The 18,726-nt window shown below is 33.3% G+C and carries 19 protein-coding genes; 4 read left to right on the forward strand and 15 right to left on the reverse strand.

Annotated features, from left to right (window positions below):
- Positions 1 to 69 precede the first annotated feature (69 nt).
- The 6 genes from ACN0TY_RS13590 to ACN0TY_RS13615 all read right to left on the reverse strand — a co-directional run bounded on the left by ACN0TY_RS13590 (position 70) and on the right by ACN0TY_RS13615 (position 5,173).
- The gene (locus ACN0TY_RS13590; protein ID WP_008612884.1) at positions 70 to 291 is read right to left on the reverse strand and encodes a DUF2795 domain-containing protein; all 222 of its coding nucleotides are present in this window, start codon (positions 289 to 291) and stop codon (positions 70 to 72) included.
- 136 nt (positions 292 to 427) lie between these two features.
- Positions 428 to 1,012 carry a cob(I)yrinic acid a,c-diamide adenosyltransferase gene (locus ACN0TY_RS13595; protein WP_417444921.1) on the reverse strand — a complete coding sequence of 195 codons (585 nt, stop codon included), beginning with the start codon at positions 1,010 to 1,012 and terminating at the stop codon, positions 428 to 430.
- A gap of 257 nt (positions 1,013 to 1,269) precedes the next feature.
- Positions 1,270 to 1,629: a hypothetical protein gene (locus ACN0TY_RS13600; protein ID WP_417444922.1), complete on the reverse strand. Its 360-nt coding sequence runs from the start codon at positions 1,627 to 1,629 to the stop codon at positions 1,270 to 1,272.
- Between the two features lie 210 nt (positions 1,630 to 1,839).
- Positions 1,840 to 3,705 carry an ABC-F family ATP-binding cassette domain-containing protein gene (locus tag ACN0TY_RS13605; protein WP_417444923.1) on the reverse strand — a complete coding sequence of 622 codons (1,866 nt, stop codon included), beginning with the start codon at positions 3,703 to 3,705 and terminating at the stop codon, positions 1,840 to 1,842.
- A gap of 92 nt (positions 3,706 to 3,797) precedes the next feature.
- Positions 3,798 to 4,685, reverse strand: a complete 888-nt coding sequence (locus tag ACN0TY_RS13610) for an NmrA family NAD(P)-binding protein (protein WP_417444924.1) — start codon at positions 4,683 to 4,685, stop codon at positions 3,798 to 3,800.
- Between the two features lie 62 nt (positions 4,686 to 4,747).
- Positions 4,748 to 5,173 (reverse strand): hypothetical protein, encoded by a 426-nt coding sequence (locus tag ACN0TY_RS13615; RefSeq protein ID WP_417444925.1) that lies wholly within the window; start codon positions 5,171 to 5,173, stop codon positions 4,748 to 4,750.
- 114 nt (positions 5,174 to 5,287) lie between these two features.
- On the opposite strand from ACN0TY_RS13615, the gene ACN0TY_RS13620 reads away from it, so the two are divergent.
- A complete protein-coding gene (locus tag ACN0TY_RS13620; RefSeq protein ID WP_417444926.1) occupies positions 5,288 to 5,731 on the forward strand; it encodes an Lrp/AsnC family transcriptional regulator in 444 nt (147 codons plus the stop codon).
- Positions 5,732 to 5,746: 15 nt separating this feature from the next.
- Here the strand turns inward: ACN0TY_RS13620 and ACN0TY_RS13625 are convergent, their stop codons facing one another.
- Complete coding sequence (locus tag ACN0TY_RS13625; RefSeq protein ID WP_417444927.1) at positions 5,747 to 6,307, reverse strand: DUF1543 domain-containing protein; 561 nt, start codon at positions 6,305 to 6,307, stop codon at positions 5,747 to 5,749.
- A 170-nt stretch (positions 6,308 to 6,477) separates the two neighbouring features.
- On the opposite strand from ACN0TY_RS13625, the gene ACN0TY_RS13630 reads away from it, so the two are divergent.
- The gene (locus ACN0TY_RS13630) at positions 6,478 to 7,863 is read left to right on the forward strand and encodes an alpha/beta hydrolase (protein ID WP_417444928.1); all 1,386 of its coding nucleotides are present in this window, start codon (positions 6,478 to 6,480) and stop codon (positions 7,861 to 7,863) included.
- 111 nt (positions 7,864 to 7,974) lie between these two features.
- Here ACN0TY_RS13630 and ACN0TY_RS13635 read toward each other — a convergent pair whose 3' ends face one another.
- A complete protein-coding gene (locus tag ACN0TY_RS13635) occupies positions 7,975 to 9,183 on the reverse strand; it encodes an MDR family MFS transporter (RefSeq protein ID WP_417444929.1) in 1,209 nt (402 codons plus the stop codon).
- A gap of 243 nt (positions 9,184 to 9,426) precedes the next feature.
- On the opposite strand from ACN0TY_RS13635, the gene ACN0TY_RS13640 reads away from it, so the two are divergent.
- Complete coding sequence (locus ACN0TY_RS13640; protein ID WP_417444930.1) at positions 9,427 to 10,095, forward strand: DUF1684 domain-containing protein; 669 nt, start codon at positions 9,427 to 9,429, stop codon at positions 10,093 to 10,095.
- Positions 10,096 to 10,159: 64 nt separating this feature from the next.
- Here the strand turns inward: ACN0TY_RS13640 and lnt are convergent, their stop codons facing one another.
- Positions 10,160 to 11,749 (reverse strand): apolipoprotein N-acyltransferase, encoded by a 1,590-nt coding sequence (gene lnt / locus ACN0TY_RS13645; protein WP_417444931.1) that lies wholly within the window; start codon positions 11,747 to 11,749, stop codon positions 10,160 to 10,162.
- A gap of 151 nt (positions 11,750 to 11,900) precedes the next feature.
- Here lnt and ACN0TY_RS13650 point away from each other — a divergent pair, with 151 nt between their 5' ends.
- Positions 11,901 to 12,665, forward strand: a complete 765-nt coding sequence (locus ACN0TY_RS13650) for a CDP-alcohol phosphatidyltransferase family protein (protein WP_417444932.1) — start codon at positions 11,901 to 11,903, stop codon at positions 12,663 to 12,665.
- A gap of 124 nt (positions 12,666 to 12,789) precedes the next feature.
- On the opposite strand, the gene ACN0TY_RS13655 is transcribed toward ACN0TY_RS13650, so the two are convergent.
- The 6 genes from ACN0TY_RS13655 to uxaC are packed head-to-tail and all read right to left on the reverse strand — an operon-like array spanning position 12,790 to position 18,681.
- Positions 12,790 to 14,085 (reverse strand): TRAP transporter large permease, encoded by a 1,296-nt coding sequence (locus ACN0TY_RS13655; RefSeq protein WP_236959086.1) that lies wholly within the window; start codon positions 14,083 to 14,085, stop codon positions 12,790 to 12,792.
- 3 nt (positions 14,086 to 14,088) lie between these two features.
- Entirely contained in the window at positions 14,089 to 14,547 is a 459-nt protein-coding gene (locus tag ACN0TY_RS13660; protein ID WP_236959087.1) for a TRAP transporter small permease, read from the reverse strand.
- Between the two features lies 1 nt (position 14,548).
- Complete coding sequence (locus ACN0TY_RS13665; protein ID WP_417444933.1) at positions 14,549 to 15,529, reverse strand: TRAP transporter substrate-binding protein; 981 nt, start codon at positions 15,527 to 15,529, stop codon at positions 14,549 to 14,551.
- On the reverse strand, positions 15,526 to 16,194 hold the full coding sequence (locus ACN0TY_RS13670) for a bifunctional 4-hydroxy-2-oxoglutarate aldolase/2-dehydro-3-deoxy-phosphogluconate aldolase (protein WP_417444934.1): 669 nt from the start codon (positions 16,192 to 16,194) through the stop codon (positions 15,526 to 15,528). The genes ACN0TY_RS13665 and ACN0TY_RS13670 overlap by 4 nt, the downstream gene beginning before the upstream one ends.
- A 47-nt stretch (positions 16,195 to 16,241) precedes the next feature.
- A complete protein-coding gene (locus ACN0TY_RS13675) occupies positions 16,242 to 17,252 on the reverse strand; it encodes a PfkB family carbohydrate kinase (protein WP_417444935.1) in 1,011 nt (336 codons plus the stop codon).
- Between the two features lie 25 nt (positions 17,253 to 17,277).
- Positions 17,278 to 18,681 (reverse strand): glucuronate isomerase, encoded by a 1,404-nt coding sequence (uxaC, locus tag ACN0TY_RS13680; RefSeq protein ID WP_417444936.1) that lies wholly within the window; start codon positions 18,679 to 18,681, stop codon positions 17,278 to 17,280.
- Positions 18,682 to 18,726 lie beyond the last annotated feature (45 nt).

Below are 18,726 nucleotides of genomic sequence, written 5' to 3' on the forward strand. Positions count from 1 at the left end.
ATATTTCAAAATTAAGCAAAAAAAAAGCCTCGACAGAGACTTTTTTGCTTTATAATGTTAATGTGTTTGTTAATATTCATCCTCGTTCCAGAGGTAATCCTCTTCAGTTGGATAGTCCGGCCAAATCTCTTCAATGGATTCATACATATCACCTTCGTCTTCCATTGCTTGTAAGTTTTCTACAACTTCTAATGGAGCGCCAGTTCTAATAGCATAGTCAATTAATTCATCTTTTGTTGCTGGCCAAGGCGCATCGTCTAAATATGATGCTAATTCTAAAGTCCAATACATCTGCTATTGATTTTTAATTTTGTGCAAAAATAAATTTTTATAGTAAAAAGTCAAGTAAAATTTATATTATTTACATATTATTTCTAAGAACGTAGTTTTTAGGGCGTTATATTGAATATAAATCAATAAATTGATGCTATTGATTCGATGTTTCCCTATTTGGAATCCATTTTACCTCATCTGCCTTCAAATCAGAAGTCAACTTTCGTGCCAATACAAATAAATAGTCTGACAAACGATTTAGGTAGTTAAGAACTAATACGTCAAAAGGTTCATTCTCATGTAAATAAGTGGCTTTTCGTTCTGCCCTTCTACAGATAGTTCTCGCTATGTGACAATATGACACTGTTGTATGTCCTCCTGGAAGAACGAAATGTGTCATTGGCGGAAGTGAACCATCCATTTTATCGATTTCATTTTCTAATAGCGAGATATCGTTAGCCGATATTACGGGGATATCTAAACGCTTTTTTCCATTCTTTAGGAACTCTTTTTCAGGAGGTGTTGCTAGAATAGCGCCAACTGTAAAGAGGCGGTCTTGAATTTCGATTAAAACAGATTTATAACTTTCTTCGATTTCTTGATCTCGAATAAGTCCAATCCATGAGTTCAGCTCATCTACAGTTCCATATCCTTCAATACGAATATGGTGCTTAGGAACTCTCGTTCCTCCATACAATGCTGTAGTTCCTTTGTCTCCGGTCTTAGTGTAAATCTTCAAATTATGTTATTTTATGTTTTTTTCTGAGGAAAACCGATCGCCAAGTCGGTATGCTTTTCTTTGTTTCCTCTTTTTCATATTCCGTTTGTTGTTCAATAAAACGAAGATACAGAGGATAGCTAAAATAACAATCCAAATAATATGAGTTTCCATATTAAATTACTTTTAACTTCAAAAGGTAGTTCAACGATATTATATTCGAAAGACTAACTCTAATTTACTCGTTGGATTTTCCAACTAATATATAAAATAACAAATTATATCCGAATACAAAAATCTTCTTTTGCTTGTCCGTTTTTAATGAACAAAAAGCCAATATTATAAAAATCGATGGATACATCAAACGCAGCTTTTGCTTTTAATTGTTGCCAACGGTTTTTAGCCTCGAAACTGTTGTTTATATGATCTATTATATAAAATGAAAATTCGTTCTTAGCATCTAGAATATCTTCAAGAGAACTGTTTTTTAATGAAAAATAGGTTGTTTTGTTACTGCTGAAGGCATTTTCGTGTTCAGAAGAAAAAGAGCTGTTATTGAAATATGTCAACGCCCTATTGATGATTTTTTCTTTCCTAGGATCGAATGAAACTTCCTTTTTCCAATTTTCAAACAGCATATTTGTCGTTAAATCTGACTTTTTATAAAGTGCTTTTGTAACCAAGCAATACACAAAAGGGGAGTGCACCCCGTGTTGATTGGTCGATTGAAATAAATATTTTATGTATGATAATCTTAAGTACAACAATTTTAAGGTTGAAAATAGCTATTATGTTTAATCTAAATTGTTATTTCTAAAGGAACAACTTCTATGCTTTTATGCAAGCCATTATTCTTCCATTTTCATGGAAAGCTCAAACCAAGCTTCTGTTTTGTCTTCGAGCTCTTGAATTATCTCCTGCAGTTTAATCGACTGCTTATCGATCTCTTCACCTTCTAATTTTCCTAAAGCGAATACATTTTCAGCTTCTTTTTTCTTCTCTTCAAGCTTCTTTATATCACGCTCCAGTTTTTTAAACTCCTTCTGTTCTTCATAGCTTAAAGTAGCATTGCTATCTTTTTTCCATGCTTTTTTAGAAGTATCTTCAGTTACAACTTTAGTCTCTTTTTGAGGTTCACTACTGTCATAAGCTCTATAATCGGTATAATTACCAGGAAAGTCTTCAACAATACCAGCTCCTTTAAAAATGAATAAATGATCTACAATCTTATCCATAAAATAACGGTCGTGAGAAACAACCAACAGGCAACCAGGAAAATCTAACAGAAAATCTTCTAGTACATTTAAGGTTACAATGTCTAAGTCGTTGGTAGGCTCATCGAGAATTAAGAAGTTGGGATTCTGAATAAGAACCGTACATAAATACAAACGCTTTAATTCTCCACCACTTAATTTTTCTACAAAATCGTACTGCTTCTTTCTGTCGAATAAAAAGCGTTCTAATAGTTGTGCAGCTGAGATTTGTCGCCCTTTTGTAAGCGGAATGTACTCTCCGTACTCTTTTATAATATCTATAACCTTTTGCTCAGGCTTCGGATTAATACCACTTTGGGTATAATATCCAAACTTTATAGTTTCTCCTACAATAACTTTCCCTCCGTCTGGTTCTATTCTTCCAGTAAGAATATTTAAAAAAGTAGACTTTCCAGTACCATTTTTACCGATAATACCAATACGTTCTCCTTTTTGGAAGTTATATTCGAATTTATCGAGGATACTTTTATTCTGAAAGCTTTTAGATACTTTATGGAACTCTACAATCTTACTCCCCAAGCGCTCCATATTAATCTCCAATTGGATTTTATGGTCTTGTCTACGTTGGCTAGCTTTTTCTTTGATTTTATAGAAATCATCAATTCTAGACTTAGATTTTGTAGTACGTGCTTTTGGTTGTCTACGCATCCAGTCTAGTTCTTTTGTAAATAAATTCTTTGCTTTATCTACAGAAGCCTTTTCTGCTTGTATTCTCGCTTCCTTTTTCTCTAAATAGTAAGAATAATTCCCTTTATATTGATATATTTTACCGTGGTCTAATTCTACAATTTCATTACAAACACGCTCTAGAAAATAACGGTCGTGAGTAACCATAAAAAGAGTAATGTTTTCTTTAGCAAAATACTGCTCCAACCATTCAATCATTTCTAAATCCAAATGGTTAGTAGGCTCATCGAGAATTAATAAATCAGGAGAATTTAATAATATCGTAGCTAGTGCTAAACGCTTTTTTTGTCCTCCAGAAAGATTACTTACTTTTTTATCGAGATCGTCTAATTTTAGTTGAAATAAAATCTGCTTGTATTGCGTTTCAAAATCCCAAGCATTTTTAATATCCATTTGCTCGAATGCCTTTTGATACGTTTCTGTATCGTCTAGGTTTTCTAATGCTTTTTCGTAATAGTGAATTGTTTTTAAAACATCATTATCAGAAGCAAAAATAGTTTCTTCGATTGTTAGGTTTGGATCTAAATCTGGCTCCTGAGAAAGGAAAGATATCTTAATACCATTTCTAGAAACTACTTGTCCGTCATCGGGAGCATCGTTTCCAGTTATAATATTCAATAAAGAAGTTTTTCCAGAACCATTTTTAGCAATGAATGCTATTTTTTGGTCCTTATTTATTCCGAAAGAAACATCTTTAAATAAAACTCTCTCTCCGAACGATTTTGCTATATTTTCTACTGATAAGTAATTCACTAAAACATTTTTTGCAAATTAACGCAATTTAGATTTGTGAAGCGATAAAAATAGAAGGAACTAAAGAATAATAATTATGGAGTAGCCTTTCTTTAATTAGTAATGCTTAAAGGAAGGAAACTTTCTTTTTCTCTTTTTATAAAAGTAGCCAGTTTAGTAGGTGTTTTACTTGTTAGTTTTTTATACCAATTACTAATTTTTGGTTCTTTTTGAAATCGTGGTAAGAAATGAAGCAGAAGCATAACAATTATAAACTCACTAGGAATCCCTTCTTTCCTTTTTACAAAATAGAACTTAATAGGGTTTACGCTATTATATAATATCGGAATTCCAGCCTCTTCGTCGATCAGTTTTGTTACCTCATAGAAATTAAGATTTTCAGAACCTGTAATTTCTAGCGCTTGATTTTTATAAACTGAAAAATCATTGATTAAAACCGCAGCAGCTTCTCCAATATTTTTTACATCTACCCAATTAAATTTAGCTTTTCCCGAAGGAAGGGTAATCTTTTGTTTTGATTTTATTTCTGATAAAAGGGTAGTGGTAAGGTTTTGCATGAAATAACTTGGACGAATAAAGATAAACTCAAAGTCTAAATTCTTTATCAATATTTCAATTTTATGATGTGGTATTGCCTTACTTCTTTCTACGCCTTGAACAGATAGAAATACTATTTTAGTGATGTTAGCCTTTTTTGCGGCTTCTAATAGGGGTTTAAAATATTTGTTTACTTCTGATATCTCTGGCGGGCGCAATAAAAATAGAATGTCTACAGCATGAAGCGCTTTGATAAAAGTACTTTTATCTTTAAAATCGAATGTTCTGTAGCTTATGTCTTGAGAAGTAGCAAAGGTAGTTTTTGCTTTAGATATATCTCTTACAGCCGCAATTATACGACTATTGTTTTCTAATGTATTTAGGTAGTAAATTACTTCCTTGCCAATGTTTCCGGTAGCTCCTGTTACAAGTATATTTTTCATTTGTTACAAGAAAGTGAAATGTGAGATTAATAGCCTTTTAAGGACTATAAATTTAAGGAGATTTAGTTTTTATTACAAATTCCTACAGCCCATTTGTTTTGTAAATGACCAAATTTTTTAACCTCTTTACGCAGTAAGCTTAAAAACTCTTTACCTTGCCCGTGGCTTAGCTCTAACTTTTCACAGTAGTGAAGTAAAGCTACAGTTGTTTTTTCTAGCGAAGATACAGACTCTAATTTGATGGATGGATCTGCAGAAGCTTCAGCCATTGCTATTTTTGGGGCTAATCCCAAAGATGCCATTACCAATTTGTCAGAAAACTGATCCGCAATAATTTTAGAAGAATGAAGTTCTAATATAGACTTATCTCCTCTTATATATTCTACAACCTGCCTACTTAACTTAAAGATATAGAGCGCCTTTTTGTATACCGGTAATTTGGTTACATTGCGCCTCCTATAGCTATAGCGTGAATAATTCTTTTTCATCATTGCAACTTTATTACAAAATTACTCCGTAAATCAAAAAGTGTTATTTCGAATTTAAAGTAAAATACGTATTTTGCAATAAAATCAAAGGTATTAATAGTAATTTCATTTAAAATGAAAATAGACGAGCTTAACTGGGCGATTTTAAGGCTTTTGCAGCAAAATGCACGGTTTACAAATGCAGAGATTGGAAGACAAGTAGGTCTCTCTTCTCCAGCCGTTGCAGAACGCATAAAAAAATTAGAAGACCTTGGAGTAATAGGTGGATACAGAGCAGAAGTGAATCATATAGAAACGGGATATCAGCTAAAAGCCTTTGTAACATTAAGAGCTTTTATGGGGAAGTTAAAACCGTTTTTAGAGAAAGTAAAAGAATTTAAGGAAGTCTTAAATTGCTATAGAATTACAGGAAACGAAAATTTAGTGATGGAAGTAGTGTTGTATGACCAATTTCATTTAGAAGAATTTATAGATAAGCTCATTACCTATGGAGAAGTGAGAACCTCTATAGTTTTATCAAATGTAGTAGAAAATCAACCTATAGGAAGAAATAGATAGCTGAAAAATTATGCACTATAAACTCGCAATTTTCACGTATCCAATATGTAATTGATCTTCGTCTAATTGTGGCGCTTCGGTATATTTTAATTGATACTTTTCCTTGAAAATAGCAGGCAGCATTTCTTCTATATTGTAAATGTCGTCTACATCAATTCCATATTTATCATCAATATGAGATTCTGCGCCTTTAAATCCGCAGTGTTTATAAAAGGTAGTTTGTTTAGACTCCTTAATAGCAATAGCTTTTGTTTTTGCTACTGATACTATTTTATAATGATATTCTTCAAACTCATTTTCCTTATAGCCTCCAAGATTAATAAAGAATAATTGGACATCATTCTTTACTAAATCTTTTTTTTCTTCTACAGTAATATTAAAATTCCCTACTGTAGTAACTTCTCGCCAAGCGTCAATATGAATTTGTCCTTTTGCTTCTGGCCAAAATGCTTTCATGTGAGGAATTAAGTCTTTCAAAGAAGTGCCTATTCCGAAAAAAATATCATGTTGCTCTGTAAATCTACCTTCGGGTTTACAGCCTAACATTACCATAAAAAGTTTTAATTCTGAAGTCATTTAAGAAGTCTTAATATTGGGGTCAAAGATATATTTTTTACTAGAGAATTAGAATAGAGTTACTGCTATTCTTAGTGTTTTAATATTTTTTTAATTAGATTACTCAAACTCTATTAATTTCAATAAATTTATAAACAAATTTTGGCTAGATTTTTGATAGATTTAGATTTATGAGAAAAATATTATTACTTCTTTTATTAAGCACTATAGGATTTGCTCAAGAGAAAGAGATAACCATAGGAGTTGTTCAAGATTCCCTTAAAATAAATAACACAAAAGACACATATGCAGTCTACCTTCCTTCTAATTATGATAAGGAAAAGGAGTGGCCAGTAATTATGTTATTTGATCCCTCTGGAAGGGGAAAAGTTGCAGTTGAAAATTTTGTAGAAGCTGCAGATAAGTACGGTTATATAATAGCTGGATCTAATGGGGTTGAAAATACTACATATCAAGAAAGTCTTGGTGATGCAAGAGTTTTTTATAGTGAAGTTTTAAGACGTTTTAATATTGATGAGAGTAAAATTTATCTAGGAGGCTTTTCCGGCGGTGCTAGGTTAGCAGTTTCTGTTGCTGTTATTGCTAAAAAGATAAAAGGAGTGATTGCCTGTGGCGGTTCTTTTGCAAGTGTAGATGCATATACTCCTAAAAAGAATAGTTTTTTATATGTTGGAATAGTTGGGGATGAGGATTTTAATTATAGAGAAATGAAAAACTCACATTCTTACCTTACTAGATTAAAATTCGATCCAGATCTTCTTTTATTTTCAGGGGAGCATGTATGGCCTCCTAAAGAATATATTACAAAAGGGGTTAGGTTACTAACTTTAAAATCTATGACTCGTAATATTATTCCTAAAGACCAAAATAGGATTAAAGAATTCTATGCTGAAGATTTAGAATTTAACGATAAGTTGGTTGGCAAATTGGAATTGCTCCGTGCGTATAACGATTTGGATGAAATGATGGAGAATTATCGTTTTTATTTTGATGATGATACTATGAAAGAGCGTCAAAAGGAAATCAGAAAAAATAGAATATATAGAACTCAACGTAATAATGAATATGAAGTAGATGAAATTGAGTCTAATTTTTATGTGGATTACTTAACATATTTACCAAAAGATATTGCTGCTGGAGACTTAGGTTCTTTGATTTATTGGGAAGATGAGTTGAAATCAATTAATAAAGATTTTATAAATAGCTCAAGTGAAGCAAAGCGAAAAATGGGGAAGAGAGTTCTTAATTTTTTGAGTGTGCTGCCAAATGAGTTGTCGTCTTCATATAACGAGACCGAAGAACTTGATAACCTCTTGTATATTAATATATTTGAAACACTTGTTAATCCAAAAGCATATGATGCTTATCTCTCTGTTCTAAAATATACTGTGAAACGAGGGGATTATGGAGTCGCATTATATTATCTTGAAAAGATGTTAGATAATGGGTTTACAGATACTGATAAATTGAACACCCAACAAGGAATTACACTTTTAAGAATTCAGCCAGAATATAATGACTTACTAGAAGCATATGGTTTAGAAGCTATGTACTAACTATTTATCATAATATAAAAAACCACAAATAGACTCCTTTTTAGAGTCTATTTGTGGTTTACATGGAATGAGTTTGTAAAGAATTAATGAATATTAGCTTTAACTAGGACATTATTCATTTATATTTTTGGTAATTCTATGTTTTAAATAATACAATAGCACACATGCTATAACTCCAAGGAAAGTCATAATTCCCCAAGTAAATTCATACCCAAAAGAATCTATTAAATGAAATCCAGAGTTATGACCTAGGATGTGCGAAAAAGAAAAAGCAATGCTATAAAGAGCTAGGTATTCACCTTGGTTCCCACGTTTAGCACGGTTTAATGCAAAAGCATTTGAAAAAGGAAATACTAGCATTTCACCAAAACTCATTAATATCATTCCGATCACGAGAACACCAATCCACGATGAAATATTAAGCACTAAAAAACTTAAAAGTGTTAATACACATCCAATGATTACGTTTGTTATAGAACCCCAAGATTTTTTCTCAAAATACTGAACTAAAGGCATTTCGAAAAGAAAGATTAAAAACCCATTAAAGCCTAATAACAAGCCAATATCACTTTCAGTTAAATAAAATAATTCTTTATAAAACAACGGTACTGTAGAAAAATATTGCAAGAATATAAATCCGAATAATATCATTGCGACAAAGAAAATCCAATATGGAACATCCTTGTATGCTGATTCTGGAGCCTCATTTTTAGAATCGTCTAATACCTTAGCTTTTTTAGGATTTAATACATTTAAAAGAAGAATTCCTGCAAAGAAGCAAGTAATCCCATCTACCCAAAAAAGTCCACCATAGCTCATGTTTGTAATAATGAGTCCGCCAATAGCTGGGCCAGCAGAAAACCCTAAATTAATAGCTAAACGAATAAGAGTTACAGATCTTGTTTTATTTTCAGGCTTACTATAGGCACTTAGTGCCACAAATACCGCAGGACGAAACATATCTGCAACTAATATGACTATAAAAATTCCTATACAAATACTCCAAAATGTCTGTAAAAATTGAAGCGCAATAAAGCATACAGCTGAGCATAGCAAGCTAAAGGTCATTATTTTATAATACCCAATCTTGTCGGTAAGTTTTCCTCCAATCCAAGAGCCAACTACAGAACCCAAGCCAAAGAATGTCATGATCCAGCCAACGTCACCTAAAGTGAAATTTAGTTTTTGAGTTAGATATAATGAAAGGAAGGGGATTACCATAGTTCCTGCTCTGTTAATTAACGTAATTAGAGCAAGCCACCATACCTCCTTAGAAAGTCCTTGAAAAGATGAAATGTACCCTGAGTATAGTTTTCTCATCGGTTGATAGTTTTAGTGGTTAAAAAAAAAGCCCAACGTTTTGGCGTTGGGCTTTTATAAAATAGTAATGAAATTACATATTACATCATACAAAAGCACCTACAGCGTAGCTTTGAGCACACCGAAATATTAGTATATGTTGTAATAAGTCGCATCATTTTTAATTTATATCAACAAAGCTACTTAAAATAGCTATAAGTTGTATTTTTGTTTTTTGAAAAAATTCAATAAAAATAAACACAGATGAGATTATCTTACATTTTTACATTAGCCTTAGTAATATTATTTATGTCTTGTAAGGATGATAAAAAGTATCATGATGATAAAGATGTTGTTGAGGTTGCAAAAAAAGGAAAAGATACAACTTTAACGGCTCAGCAGTCAATATTGAATTTTCAAGAAGAGATCAATAAAGAGTTTTCTGATGCTGAGAAAACACCACTTACAAAAGAAGATTTTGTAGGCTTTAAGAGTTTAGAGTTTTTTCCAATAGATACTAGTTTTAATGTAGTTGCAAAATTAGAGTGTACTCCAAACGAACAACCTTTCTTAATGCCAACAACAACAGAAAGAAAGTCTAAAGAGGTTTTGTACGGTGTTTTATACTTTGAATTGCAAGGAGAAAAATTTTCATTGAATGTATACCAGAATCAAGAGTTAAAGGAAACTTTAGAATACAGAGATTATTTGTTTTTACCATTTTCTGATAAAACTAATGGAAAAGAAACCTATGGAGGTGGGCGGTATTTAGATCTTCGAATTCCAGAAGGAGATTCTATAACTATAGACTTTAATAAAGCATATAATCCATATTGCGCATACAACAAGAAATTTTCTTGTCCTATTGTTCCAGAAGAAAATACTTTAGATATCGCTGTTACTGCTGGAGTTAAAAAGTTTAATCACAAATAGTCAAAAACATTTTAGAAATAGACTTTAAGAGTCCATTATTAGCAACTAATGATGCTTCCTAATATTATACCTTTTTCTTTCTAGCGATAGCATATAATAATATCATAACTGTAAAAAGTACCGCTATACGGGCTATATAATCTCCGTATTTAACGTAAATCGTTTCTTTATTATTAACAGTAATTTCACCAGATAAACATCCCTTAGAATTAAAAGCGAGTGTCTTAGTAATTTCTCCTTTTTCATTTATAAAAGCAGAAATCCCAGTATTGGCACTTCTAGCAACACTTTTTCTTGTTTCTATGGCGCGTAATCTAGCGTAGCTTAAATGTTGTTTGTGTCCTTGAGTATCGTCCCACCAAGCATCATTTGTAATTATGGACAAGAAATTGGCTCCTTTTTTTACGTAACCTGTAACAAACTCACCATAAATAGATTCATAACAGATAATTGGTGCAGCGCTAAATGTATTATCATTAGATTTAAAAACAGAACGCTCTTCTTGAGTTGCTCGCATGGCAACTGTTCCGCCTAAATCGAGCATTACATCTCCTAAAAGTGGCTCTAAAACAGTCTTGAATGGGAAATTTTCCACTCCAACAACAAGCTTAGATTTTATGTATTTTTCTGAAGTATTACTTTTATTTATCTGAACAGCAGCATTATAGAAGTCAAACCATCCATTTCTGCCATAAAAATTTGCTGTTATAGTTGGTTTCTCTTTTTGTGGGTAATGACGGTAAAAATCTACTCCCGTAATAAATTGCATATTAGGAAATTGATTCACATAATCTTGTAGCATTACTTTTTCAGTACTATCATCAAATTGATCTATAGAAGAGCCTTTTGCTAGCGCCGTTTCAGGAGCTATGATATAATTTGTATTCTGATTGATATCTTGTTTTGCAAGGGCAATAAGATTTTTTGCCATTTGAATGTTTGAGATATCATATTTTTGTGAGTAGGGATCCACGTTTGGTTGTAGCAATGTTATCTGTGCTTTTTTTGTTCCTTCCTCATAACTATTCAGTAGAAATAAAGAGAAGATAATAGGAATTGCAATTAATAATACATTTCTCGCAACTCCTTTAATCAAGATACTTCTGTTTCCGTTATTTTTATAGTTAACAACGGTTTTATATATTCCAATATTAATAATCCATATCCAAAGCGCACCCCCAAATACTCCTGTGTATTCGTACCATTGGATCCATGTAGTATATTCAGAAAAAACATTTCCGAGGTTGAGCCAAGGCCAAGAGAAGTCCCAATTGAGGTGGAATTTTTCAAAAGCCATCCAAATCGCAGGAAGGAAAATAAGGTGAATTTTGGCAGGTAATCTTTTAGCAACAAAATGGTATAGCGAAAATACAATAGCCATTAAAAGTGAGTTTACAGCTAAAGCGAAAAACATCCCAAAAGGGGTGGAATACCAAATCCACCATGTGGTGATGGAATTCCATATGATAAAAGTGACGTAAGAAACTAAAAATACTTTCCCTCCCTTTCTTTTATATGAAGATTCACGAATATGCTTTTCTGCTAAAAGTAGTGGAACAAAACCTATAAAAGCAAGTATCGGAATGCCATATGTAGGCCATGCTAACGCTAATAATAAACCTGAAAGTATGGCAAGCAAGTATGAATTTCTCATGTAATAATTTTAATACTGCTAATATCTTAATAATATTTGATAGCACCACAAGAAGCTAAAAGAGATAAGTGTAATTATTGGATTTTTAAAAAATATCTGATTCTGATGAATTTTAAAAGTAGTAATTTTACACAACTGAAATTTTAAACTAATGAAGAAATTTATTCCCAACGGATTAACATTATTAAACCTTTTATGTGGTACGATTGCTGTGATTTTAGCTGTACAAGGAAATTTAATATTTGCCGCTTACTTTGTTTTTGCAGGAATCTTTTTTGACTTTTTCGATGGATTGGCAGCTAGGTTATTGGATGCTCAAAGTGAATTGGGTTTACAGTTAGACTCCTTGGCAGATATGGTTACTTCTGGAGTAGTTCCTGGAATAGTAATGTTCCAGTTGTTCAATATGAGTGAAGGGAATTATACTTGGGGAAATCATGAAACGGTCACATCGGTAATGCAAATAGAAGGACTTAATTTCTCACCGATAGCATTATTCGGTATATTGATAACCTTGGGGTCTGCTTATCGTTTAGCAAAGTTTAATATTGATGAAGAGCAGACAACCTCTTTTATAGGGCTACCAACACCCGCAAACGCATTGTTTATACTTTCTTTGCCTTTAATATTAGAGTTTCAAAATAGTAGTTTTTTAGATGCTATTATTTTAAATAAATGGTTTTTAGTAATTGTTACAATATTAAGTACCTATATGTTAAATGCCAGAGTGCCATTATTCGCATTAAAATTTAAAACATGGGGATTTAAAGAAAATAGTATTAGATATGTGTTTTTAATATTGAGCGCTATTTTATTAGTTGCTCTTCAATTTGCAGCAATTCCATTAATAATTGTGTTCTATGTGTTACTCTCTTTAGGTTACAGTTTCCAAGAGAAAAGTAGAGCCAACATTTAAATAACTACATAATACAGCGGCGTTTAGTTACTGCTTTATAGATAAACAAAAAGCTTCCTAGAATTTACTTGGAAGCTTTTATAGTTTATAAAAAATATTTTCTTCTGAATGATTTTATATCTATCTACAATTCGAATAAACTAGGTAGCCACAGCGTAAGTTGTGGGAAATACGTTACTAAGAACAATGCAAAGATCATGGCTAAAAATAGTGGTAATAGCGGCTTTACAACCTTCTGAATACTTGTTTTAGCAACACCAACACCCACAAAGAGGACGGAGCCAACCGGCGGGGTACAAAGACCAATACATAAGTTAAGCACCATTATGATTCCAAATTGAACAGGATCCATACCTAGTTTTGTCACTACTGGTAAAAATATAGGTGTAAATATGAGTACTGCAGGTGTAATATCCATAAAAATCCCCACAAAAAGCAATATTAGATTGATAATCAAAAGGATGATAATAGGATTATCGCTAAGTCCTAATAATAAGCTACTGATATTTTGAGGAATGTTTTCATAAGACATCACCCAAGACATACTCATAGAAGCTCCAATTAATAGCATAACAATAGCCGTTGTAGAAGCCGAATTAAGTAATACTTCGGGTAAGTTTTTAAATGAAATCTCTTTGTATATAAAACCTAGAATTAGAGTGTAAAGTACAGCAATGGCAGATGCTTCTGTAGCTGTAAAAATTCCAACGACAATACCACCAATTACAATAACTAACAAAAGAAGACTCGGAACAGCATCTATAAATGTTCTAAAAACTTGTTTTAAAGTACTTCTTTTTCCTACTTTATATTTTTTCTTTTTAGCCCAAATAGAAGCTACAATCATTAAAAATAAACCAGTTAAAATACCAGGGATGTAACCTGCTAGAAAAAGTGCAGCAATAGAAACACCTCCACTAGCAAGGGAGTAAACAATAAGAACATTACTAGGAGGGATGATAAGTCCGGTTGTAGAAGATGTAATATTTACAGCAACTCCAAACTCTTTAGAATAACCTTCCTTTTCCATTTCTGGACCTAAAATACTTCCCATGGCAGATGCAGAAGCCATTGCAGAGCCTGCAATAGCTCCCATTAACATGGCTGCAATAACGTTGATAAGGGCCAATCCTCCAGGAAGAGCGCCTACCAGTGTTTTAGCAAAAGCAATGAGTCGGTGTGCTATTCCTCCCTTATTCATGAGTTCCCCAGAGAGAACAAAAAAGGGAATGGCAAGCAGTGCAAAACTATCCAAACCGGTAGCCATCCGTTGGGAGACTGTTGTAAAAGCTGGCATCGCAGGAATCGTAACGAGCATGGTTAGTAGTGATGAAATGGTAATACTCCACGCTACCGGAGTTCCTATTGCCAAAAGGCATAAAAAGCTTATTATTAATATGAGTACGGGAATGTATTCCATAATTTATTTTTTTAAGAGGTCTGAGGTTTTGTAGTAAATGATAAGTAATCCACTGATAGGAATTACCAGATAGACAGCAGATAATGGCATGTTTAATGCTGGAGAATGTTGTCCTAAAATGTAACTTATATAAACCAATCGAAGTCCACCGATTACAAAAGCCAAAAAGGAAAAGGTAATGATCAATATATTTACAATAGTGGCCATTCTTTTCTGAGCTTTCGGACTAGATTTTGACGGCAGTACATCGATGGCTACATGCATATTTCTTCCAGAAACATACGCAGCGCCCAATATTCCAACCCAAATCATAAGATAACGAGCTAATTCGTCTGTAAATGAGCTTGGAGAACCTGTAATGTATCTTGTAAATACTTGCCACAATACATTAATTACCATTATTGCCATTATAAAAATTAGCACCCTGCTTAGTATCAGATCTACTTTTTTTCTAAAATTCATCTTATTTAGTATTTCTTATTTCTTGAATTATCGAGTACATTTCTTTATCCTTTTTATAGGTGTCATAAATACTTTGTACTTGCTTAGCAAAAGGTTCCTTGTCTGGATAGATAATTTCAACTCCTTCTTTTTGTACAGCTTCTAAAGCTTCTTTTTCTGAAGCAGCCCATAGCTTACGCTGATTTTTCACCGATCTATCTGCAGCTTCCTGAAGCCACTTTTGCTCTTGCTTGTTTAAGCTATTCCATAAATGAGTTCCCACAACCAAAACATCTGGCAATACTGTGTGCTCGTCTAAAGAATAGAATTTACAAACCTCGTAGTGTTTTGATAAGTAGAAACTAGGTGGGTTGTTCTCGGCACCATCTACCACACCTTGCTGTAAAGAGGTGTAAAGTTCTCCCCAAGAAATTGGCGTTGGGGAGCCTCCTAGACTACGTACCATATTCATGGCTGTAACACTTTCCATAACTCTAATTTTCATCCCCTCTAAATCTTCAGGAGAATTTACAGGACGTTCTTTTGTGTAAAAACTTCTGCTTCCAGCATCATAATAGCAGAGTCCTTTTAACCAAAACTGAGTTCCTTCATTAAGAAGTGATTTTCCAATTGGTCCATCTAGTACATTAAAAGAATGTTGCTTGTTTTTAAAGAGAAATGGCAGTCCTAATACTTTCATTTTAGGGGCAAAATTTTCCATTACTCCCACAGATACTTTTGTCATATCTAAGCTTCCAATCTGAAGTAATTCCAAACACTCGCGCTCAGAGCCTAATTGCTGATTCGGATAAATTTTAACATCCATTTTTCCACCAGAGATCTCCTCCAAATCCTTTCCCATTTGTAGCATCGCCTTGTGTACAGAATGACTAACATCTAGCCCGTGTGCTAGCTTGAGTGTTTTATGTTCGCTTATTTGATTACAAGAAATAAGAGATAATAGGGCTATAATAGTGAAGCTTAATTTTAAATAAATCTTCATCCTTTTATAGATTTTATAATATTAATGGCATTTTGAACATTGGCAGTAAGCAGCTTAAAATCTTTGTTTTTAATGAGCTCTTTTGTAATTAGTTTAGATCCCATTCCAACACAAGTTACCCCTGCATGAAACCAAGCGGTGATATTCTCTTCTGTAGGTTCCACTCCTCCAGTAGGCATAATACTTGTCCATGGACAAGGCCCTTTTATCGCTTTAACAAAACTGGGGCCATAGATATCTCCAGGAAATAATTTTACAATTTCACAACCTAATTCTTCAGCTTTAGAAATTTCTGTAAGGGTACCACAACCGGGAGACCACAATACTTTTCTGCGATTACAAACGATTGCAATATCTTCTCTAAAAACAGGAGTAACAATAAATTGTGCTCCCATTTGCATGTATAGCGAAGCTGCGGCAGCATCGGTAACAGATCCTACCCCGAGAATCATCTCTGGACAATGCTCTGAACAAAATTTTCTTAATTCTGAAAATACTTCGTGGGCAAAGGCTCCTCTTGCAGTAAATTCAAAGAGTCTTGCGCCGCCATCATAACAGGCTTTTACAACCTGACTCACAATCTCGGCATCTTCATGATAAAATAGTGGCACTAAGCCAGTATCTTTCATGGTATTTGCGACTTCAATTCTTGTAAATGTTTTCATTACTATGTTTTATAAACTATTAGTATCAGTTGGTATTTAATTCTTTATTATCTACTTACCCTTCCAGTGGCATCTCCTGCCATGAGTTGTGCTACATCTTCTTTAGAAACTAAGTTAGCATCTCCATAAATGGTGTGTTTTAAACAAGAGGCAGCAACGGCGAAGTCGAGGGCTTTTTGATCGTCATAATTATTTAGTCCGTAAATTAATGCACCCATAAAGCTATCTCCAGCACCAATTCTATCCACAATATCTGTAATATCATAAGATTTAGAGCTAAGCATTTTGTTGCCATCATATAAAACAGCAGACCAAATATTATGCATTGCACTGATGTTCTTTCTATTTGTAATAATAATTTTATCACTGCTTGGAAAACGCGCTCTTAGTTTTTTGCAAAGTGATTCCTGAAGCTCAGCTTCGGTAGTTCCATCCGCAGTAATATCAAAATATTGCTTGGAGGCATAATCTCCAGCTAAGATAATATGGCATTTGGCCACCATTTTCTCCATGACTTCTCCAGGAGTTTTTCCGTAGTTCCATAAATTCGCACGGTAATTAAAGTCTGTGGAAATGGTAATTCCCATTTGCGAAGCTACTTCGATAGCTTCCATACATACATCGGCTGCTCCTTGAGAAACGCCAGGTGTTATTCCCGACCAATGAAACCATGTGGCATCTTTAAAAACCGACTTCCAATCGATCATTCCTTTTTCTATATTAGCAAAGGAAGAATGTGCACGATCGTAGATAATTTTGCTTCCCCTTGCAGAGGCACCTTTTTCTAAGAAATAAAGCCCTAGTCGGTCTCCACCTTTTACAATATGACTAGTTCCTACATTGTACTTACGCATTTGCATAAGTGCCGTTGTAGCGATATCGTTTGCGGGTAAGCGCGTAACCATTTCAGACTGCATCCCAAAATTAGACAATCCAGTGAGTACATTTAACTCACTCCCTCCATAATCGGCATTCATCTCTATGGCTTGTGAGAATTTTAAGTGATCTTTTGTAGATAATCTTAATAAAACTTCTCCTAATGCTACTACTTTTTTCAATATCTAAAGTTTTGTTATGGTATGATTAAAATTTAAAATATTCGTTTGCGTTGTTGTATGAAATATCTTCCACAAGTTTCCCTATCCATTCCATTTCGTTTGGAAGTTCACCATTTTCAATCTCTTCACCAAGGAGATTACATAAAATACGTCTAAAATATTCATGCCTAGGATAAGAAAGAAAACTACGAGAATCTGTAAGCATTCCTATAAAGCAACTAATTAGTCCCATATTTGAAAGAGTATTTAATTGCTTGGTCATTCCATCTTTCTGGTCTAAAAACCACCATCCGGAACCAAATTGTACTTTTCCTTTAACCGAGCCGTCATTAAAATTACCGATCATAGTTGCAATAACTTCATTATCGGCAGGATTTAGATTGTATATAATGGTTTTGGTTAGTTTATTTTTACTGTCTAGACTATTTAGAAATTTAGAAAGACTTTCAGCCTGAGAATAATCGCCAATAGAATCCCACCCTGTGTCTGGACCTAATTTGTCTAACATACGAGTGTTATTATTTCTAAGTGCTCCTAAATGAAACTGTTGCACCCAACCTAAAGAATGGTATTGCTCTGATAAAAATTGTAATACAGCGCTTTCAAATTTTAAGATTTCATCTTTTGAAAGTGTTTCATTTTTTAATTTCCTTTTCAGAATATTATTTACTTCTACCTCTGTATAATTTGTATGTGGGATGGAACTTAATCCGTGGTCAGATACTTTGCATCCATTAGCATTAAAATATTGAATTCTATTTACCAATGCATCTTGTAGATCTTGGTAGGAGTTAATAGAAATCTCAGCAGCTTTTTCAAGCTTAGCGATGTATTGTAAAAAACCATCATTCCCTATAGTAATTGCCTTGTCTGGTCTGAAAGAAGTGCTTATATGTGTGTTAAAATCGCTTTTTGCCAGTTTTTGATGATGTTCTAAAGAATCTGTAGGATCTTCTGTTGTGCATACCACTTTTACATTCATTTTAGAAAGTAATTGTTGAGTGCTAAAAGAACCACTGTTTAATTTCTCTGTAGTTTGGTGATAAATTTTTTCAGCATTCTTTTCATTTAAAAGCTCATAAATATCAAAATAGCGGGCAAGCTCCAATTGTGTCCAATGGAATAATGGATTACGCATTGTATATGGGACCGCTTTTGCCCATTGCTTAAATTTATCTTGATCAGAAGCGTCTCCAGTAATAAACTTTTCGTTAATCCCTAAAGCTCGCATGCCTCTCCATTTATAGTGATCGCCATCTAGCCATGCTTTAGTTATATTCTCAAAAACTCTATTATCGGCAATATCTTTAGGAGATAAATGACAGTGATAATCTATAATGGGCATTTTACTCGCATAGTTATGATACAGCTCCTCTGCATATTTATTATGAAGTAAAAAATTATCGTATATAAAGTTGGTATGTTTCATTACGTTATCTTCTTTGATTAGTCTTTTTGATAGTAGCTTAAATCT

Origin of the sequence: Joostella sp. (assembly GCF_048266025.1) — a bacterium.
Classification (GTDB): domain Bacteria; phylum Bacteroidota; class Bacteroidia; order Flavobacteriales; family Flavobacteriaceae; genus Galbibacter; species Galbibacter atrarenae.

Bases quoted from the DNA above. Each gene is read 5' to 3' on its own strand.
- ACN0TY_RS13590 (WP_008612884.1), bottom strand. From the start codon at position 291: ATGTATTGGACTTTAGAATTAGCATCATATTTAGACGATGCGCCTTGG.
- ACN0TY_RS13600 (WP_417444922.1), bottom strand. From the start codon at position 1,629: ATGCTGTTTGAAAATTGGAAAAAGGAAGTTTCATTCGATCCTAGGAAA.
- ACN0TY_RS13610 (WP_417444924.1), bottom strand. From the start codon at position 4,685: ATGAAAAATATACTTGTAACAGGAGCTACCGGAAACATTGGCAAGGAA.
- ACN0TY_RS13615 (WP_417444925.1), bottom strand. From the start codon at position 5,173: ATGAAAAAGAATTATTCACGCTATAGCTATAGGAGGCGCAATGTAACC.
- ACN0TY_RS13620 (WP_417444926.1), top strand. From the start codon at position 5,288: ATGAAAATAGACGAGCTTAACTGGGCGATTTTAAGGCTTTTGCAGCAA.
- ACN0TY_RS13625 (WP_417444927.1), bottom strand. From the start codon at position 6,307: ATGACTTCAGAATTAAAACTTTTTATGGTAATGTTAGGCTGTAAACCC.
- ACN0TY_RS13630 (WP_417444928.1), top strand. From the start codon at position 6,478: ATGAGAAAAATATTATTACTTCTTTTATTAAGCACTATAGGATTTGCT.
- ACN0TY_RS13635 (WP_417444929.1), bottom strand. From the start codon at position 9,183: ATGAGAAAACTATACTCAGGGTACATTTCATCTTTTCAAGGACTTTCT.
- ACN0TY_RS13640 (WP_417444930.1), top strand. From the start codon at position 9,427: ATGAGATTATCTTACATTTTTACATTAGCCTTAGTAATATTATTTATG.
- lnt (WP_417444931.1), bottom strand. From the start codon at position 11,749: ATGAGAAATTCATACTTGCTTGCCATACTTTCAGGTTTATTATTAGCG.
- ACN0TY_RS13650 (WP_417444932.1), top strand. From the start codon at position 11,901: ATGAAGAAATTTATTCCCAACGGATTAACATTATTAAACCTTTTATGT.
- ACN0TY_RS13655 (WP_236959086.1), bottom strand. From the start codon at position 14,085: ATGGAATACATTCCCGTACTCATATTAATAATAAGCTTTTTATGCCTT.
- ACN0TY_RS13660 (WP_236959087.1), bottom strand. From the start codon at position 14,547: ATGAATTTTAGAAAAAAAGTAGATCTGATACTAAGCAGGGTGCTAATT.
- ACN0TY_RS13665 (WP_417444933.1), bottom strand. From the start codon at position 15,529: ATGAAGATTTATTTAAAATTAAGCTTCACTATTATAGCCCTATTATCT.
- ACN0TY_RS13670 (WP_417444934.1), bottom strand. From the start codon at position 16,194: ATGAAAACATTTACAAGAATTGAAGTCGCAAATACCATGAAAGATACT.
- uxaC (WP_417444936.1), bottom strand. From the start codon at position 18,681: ATGAAACATACCAACTTTATATACGATAATTTTTTACTTCATAATAAA.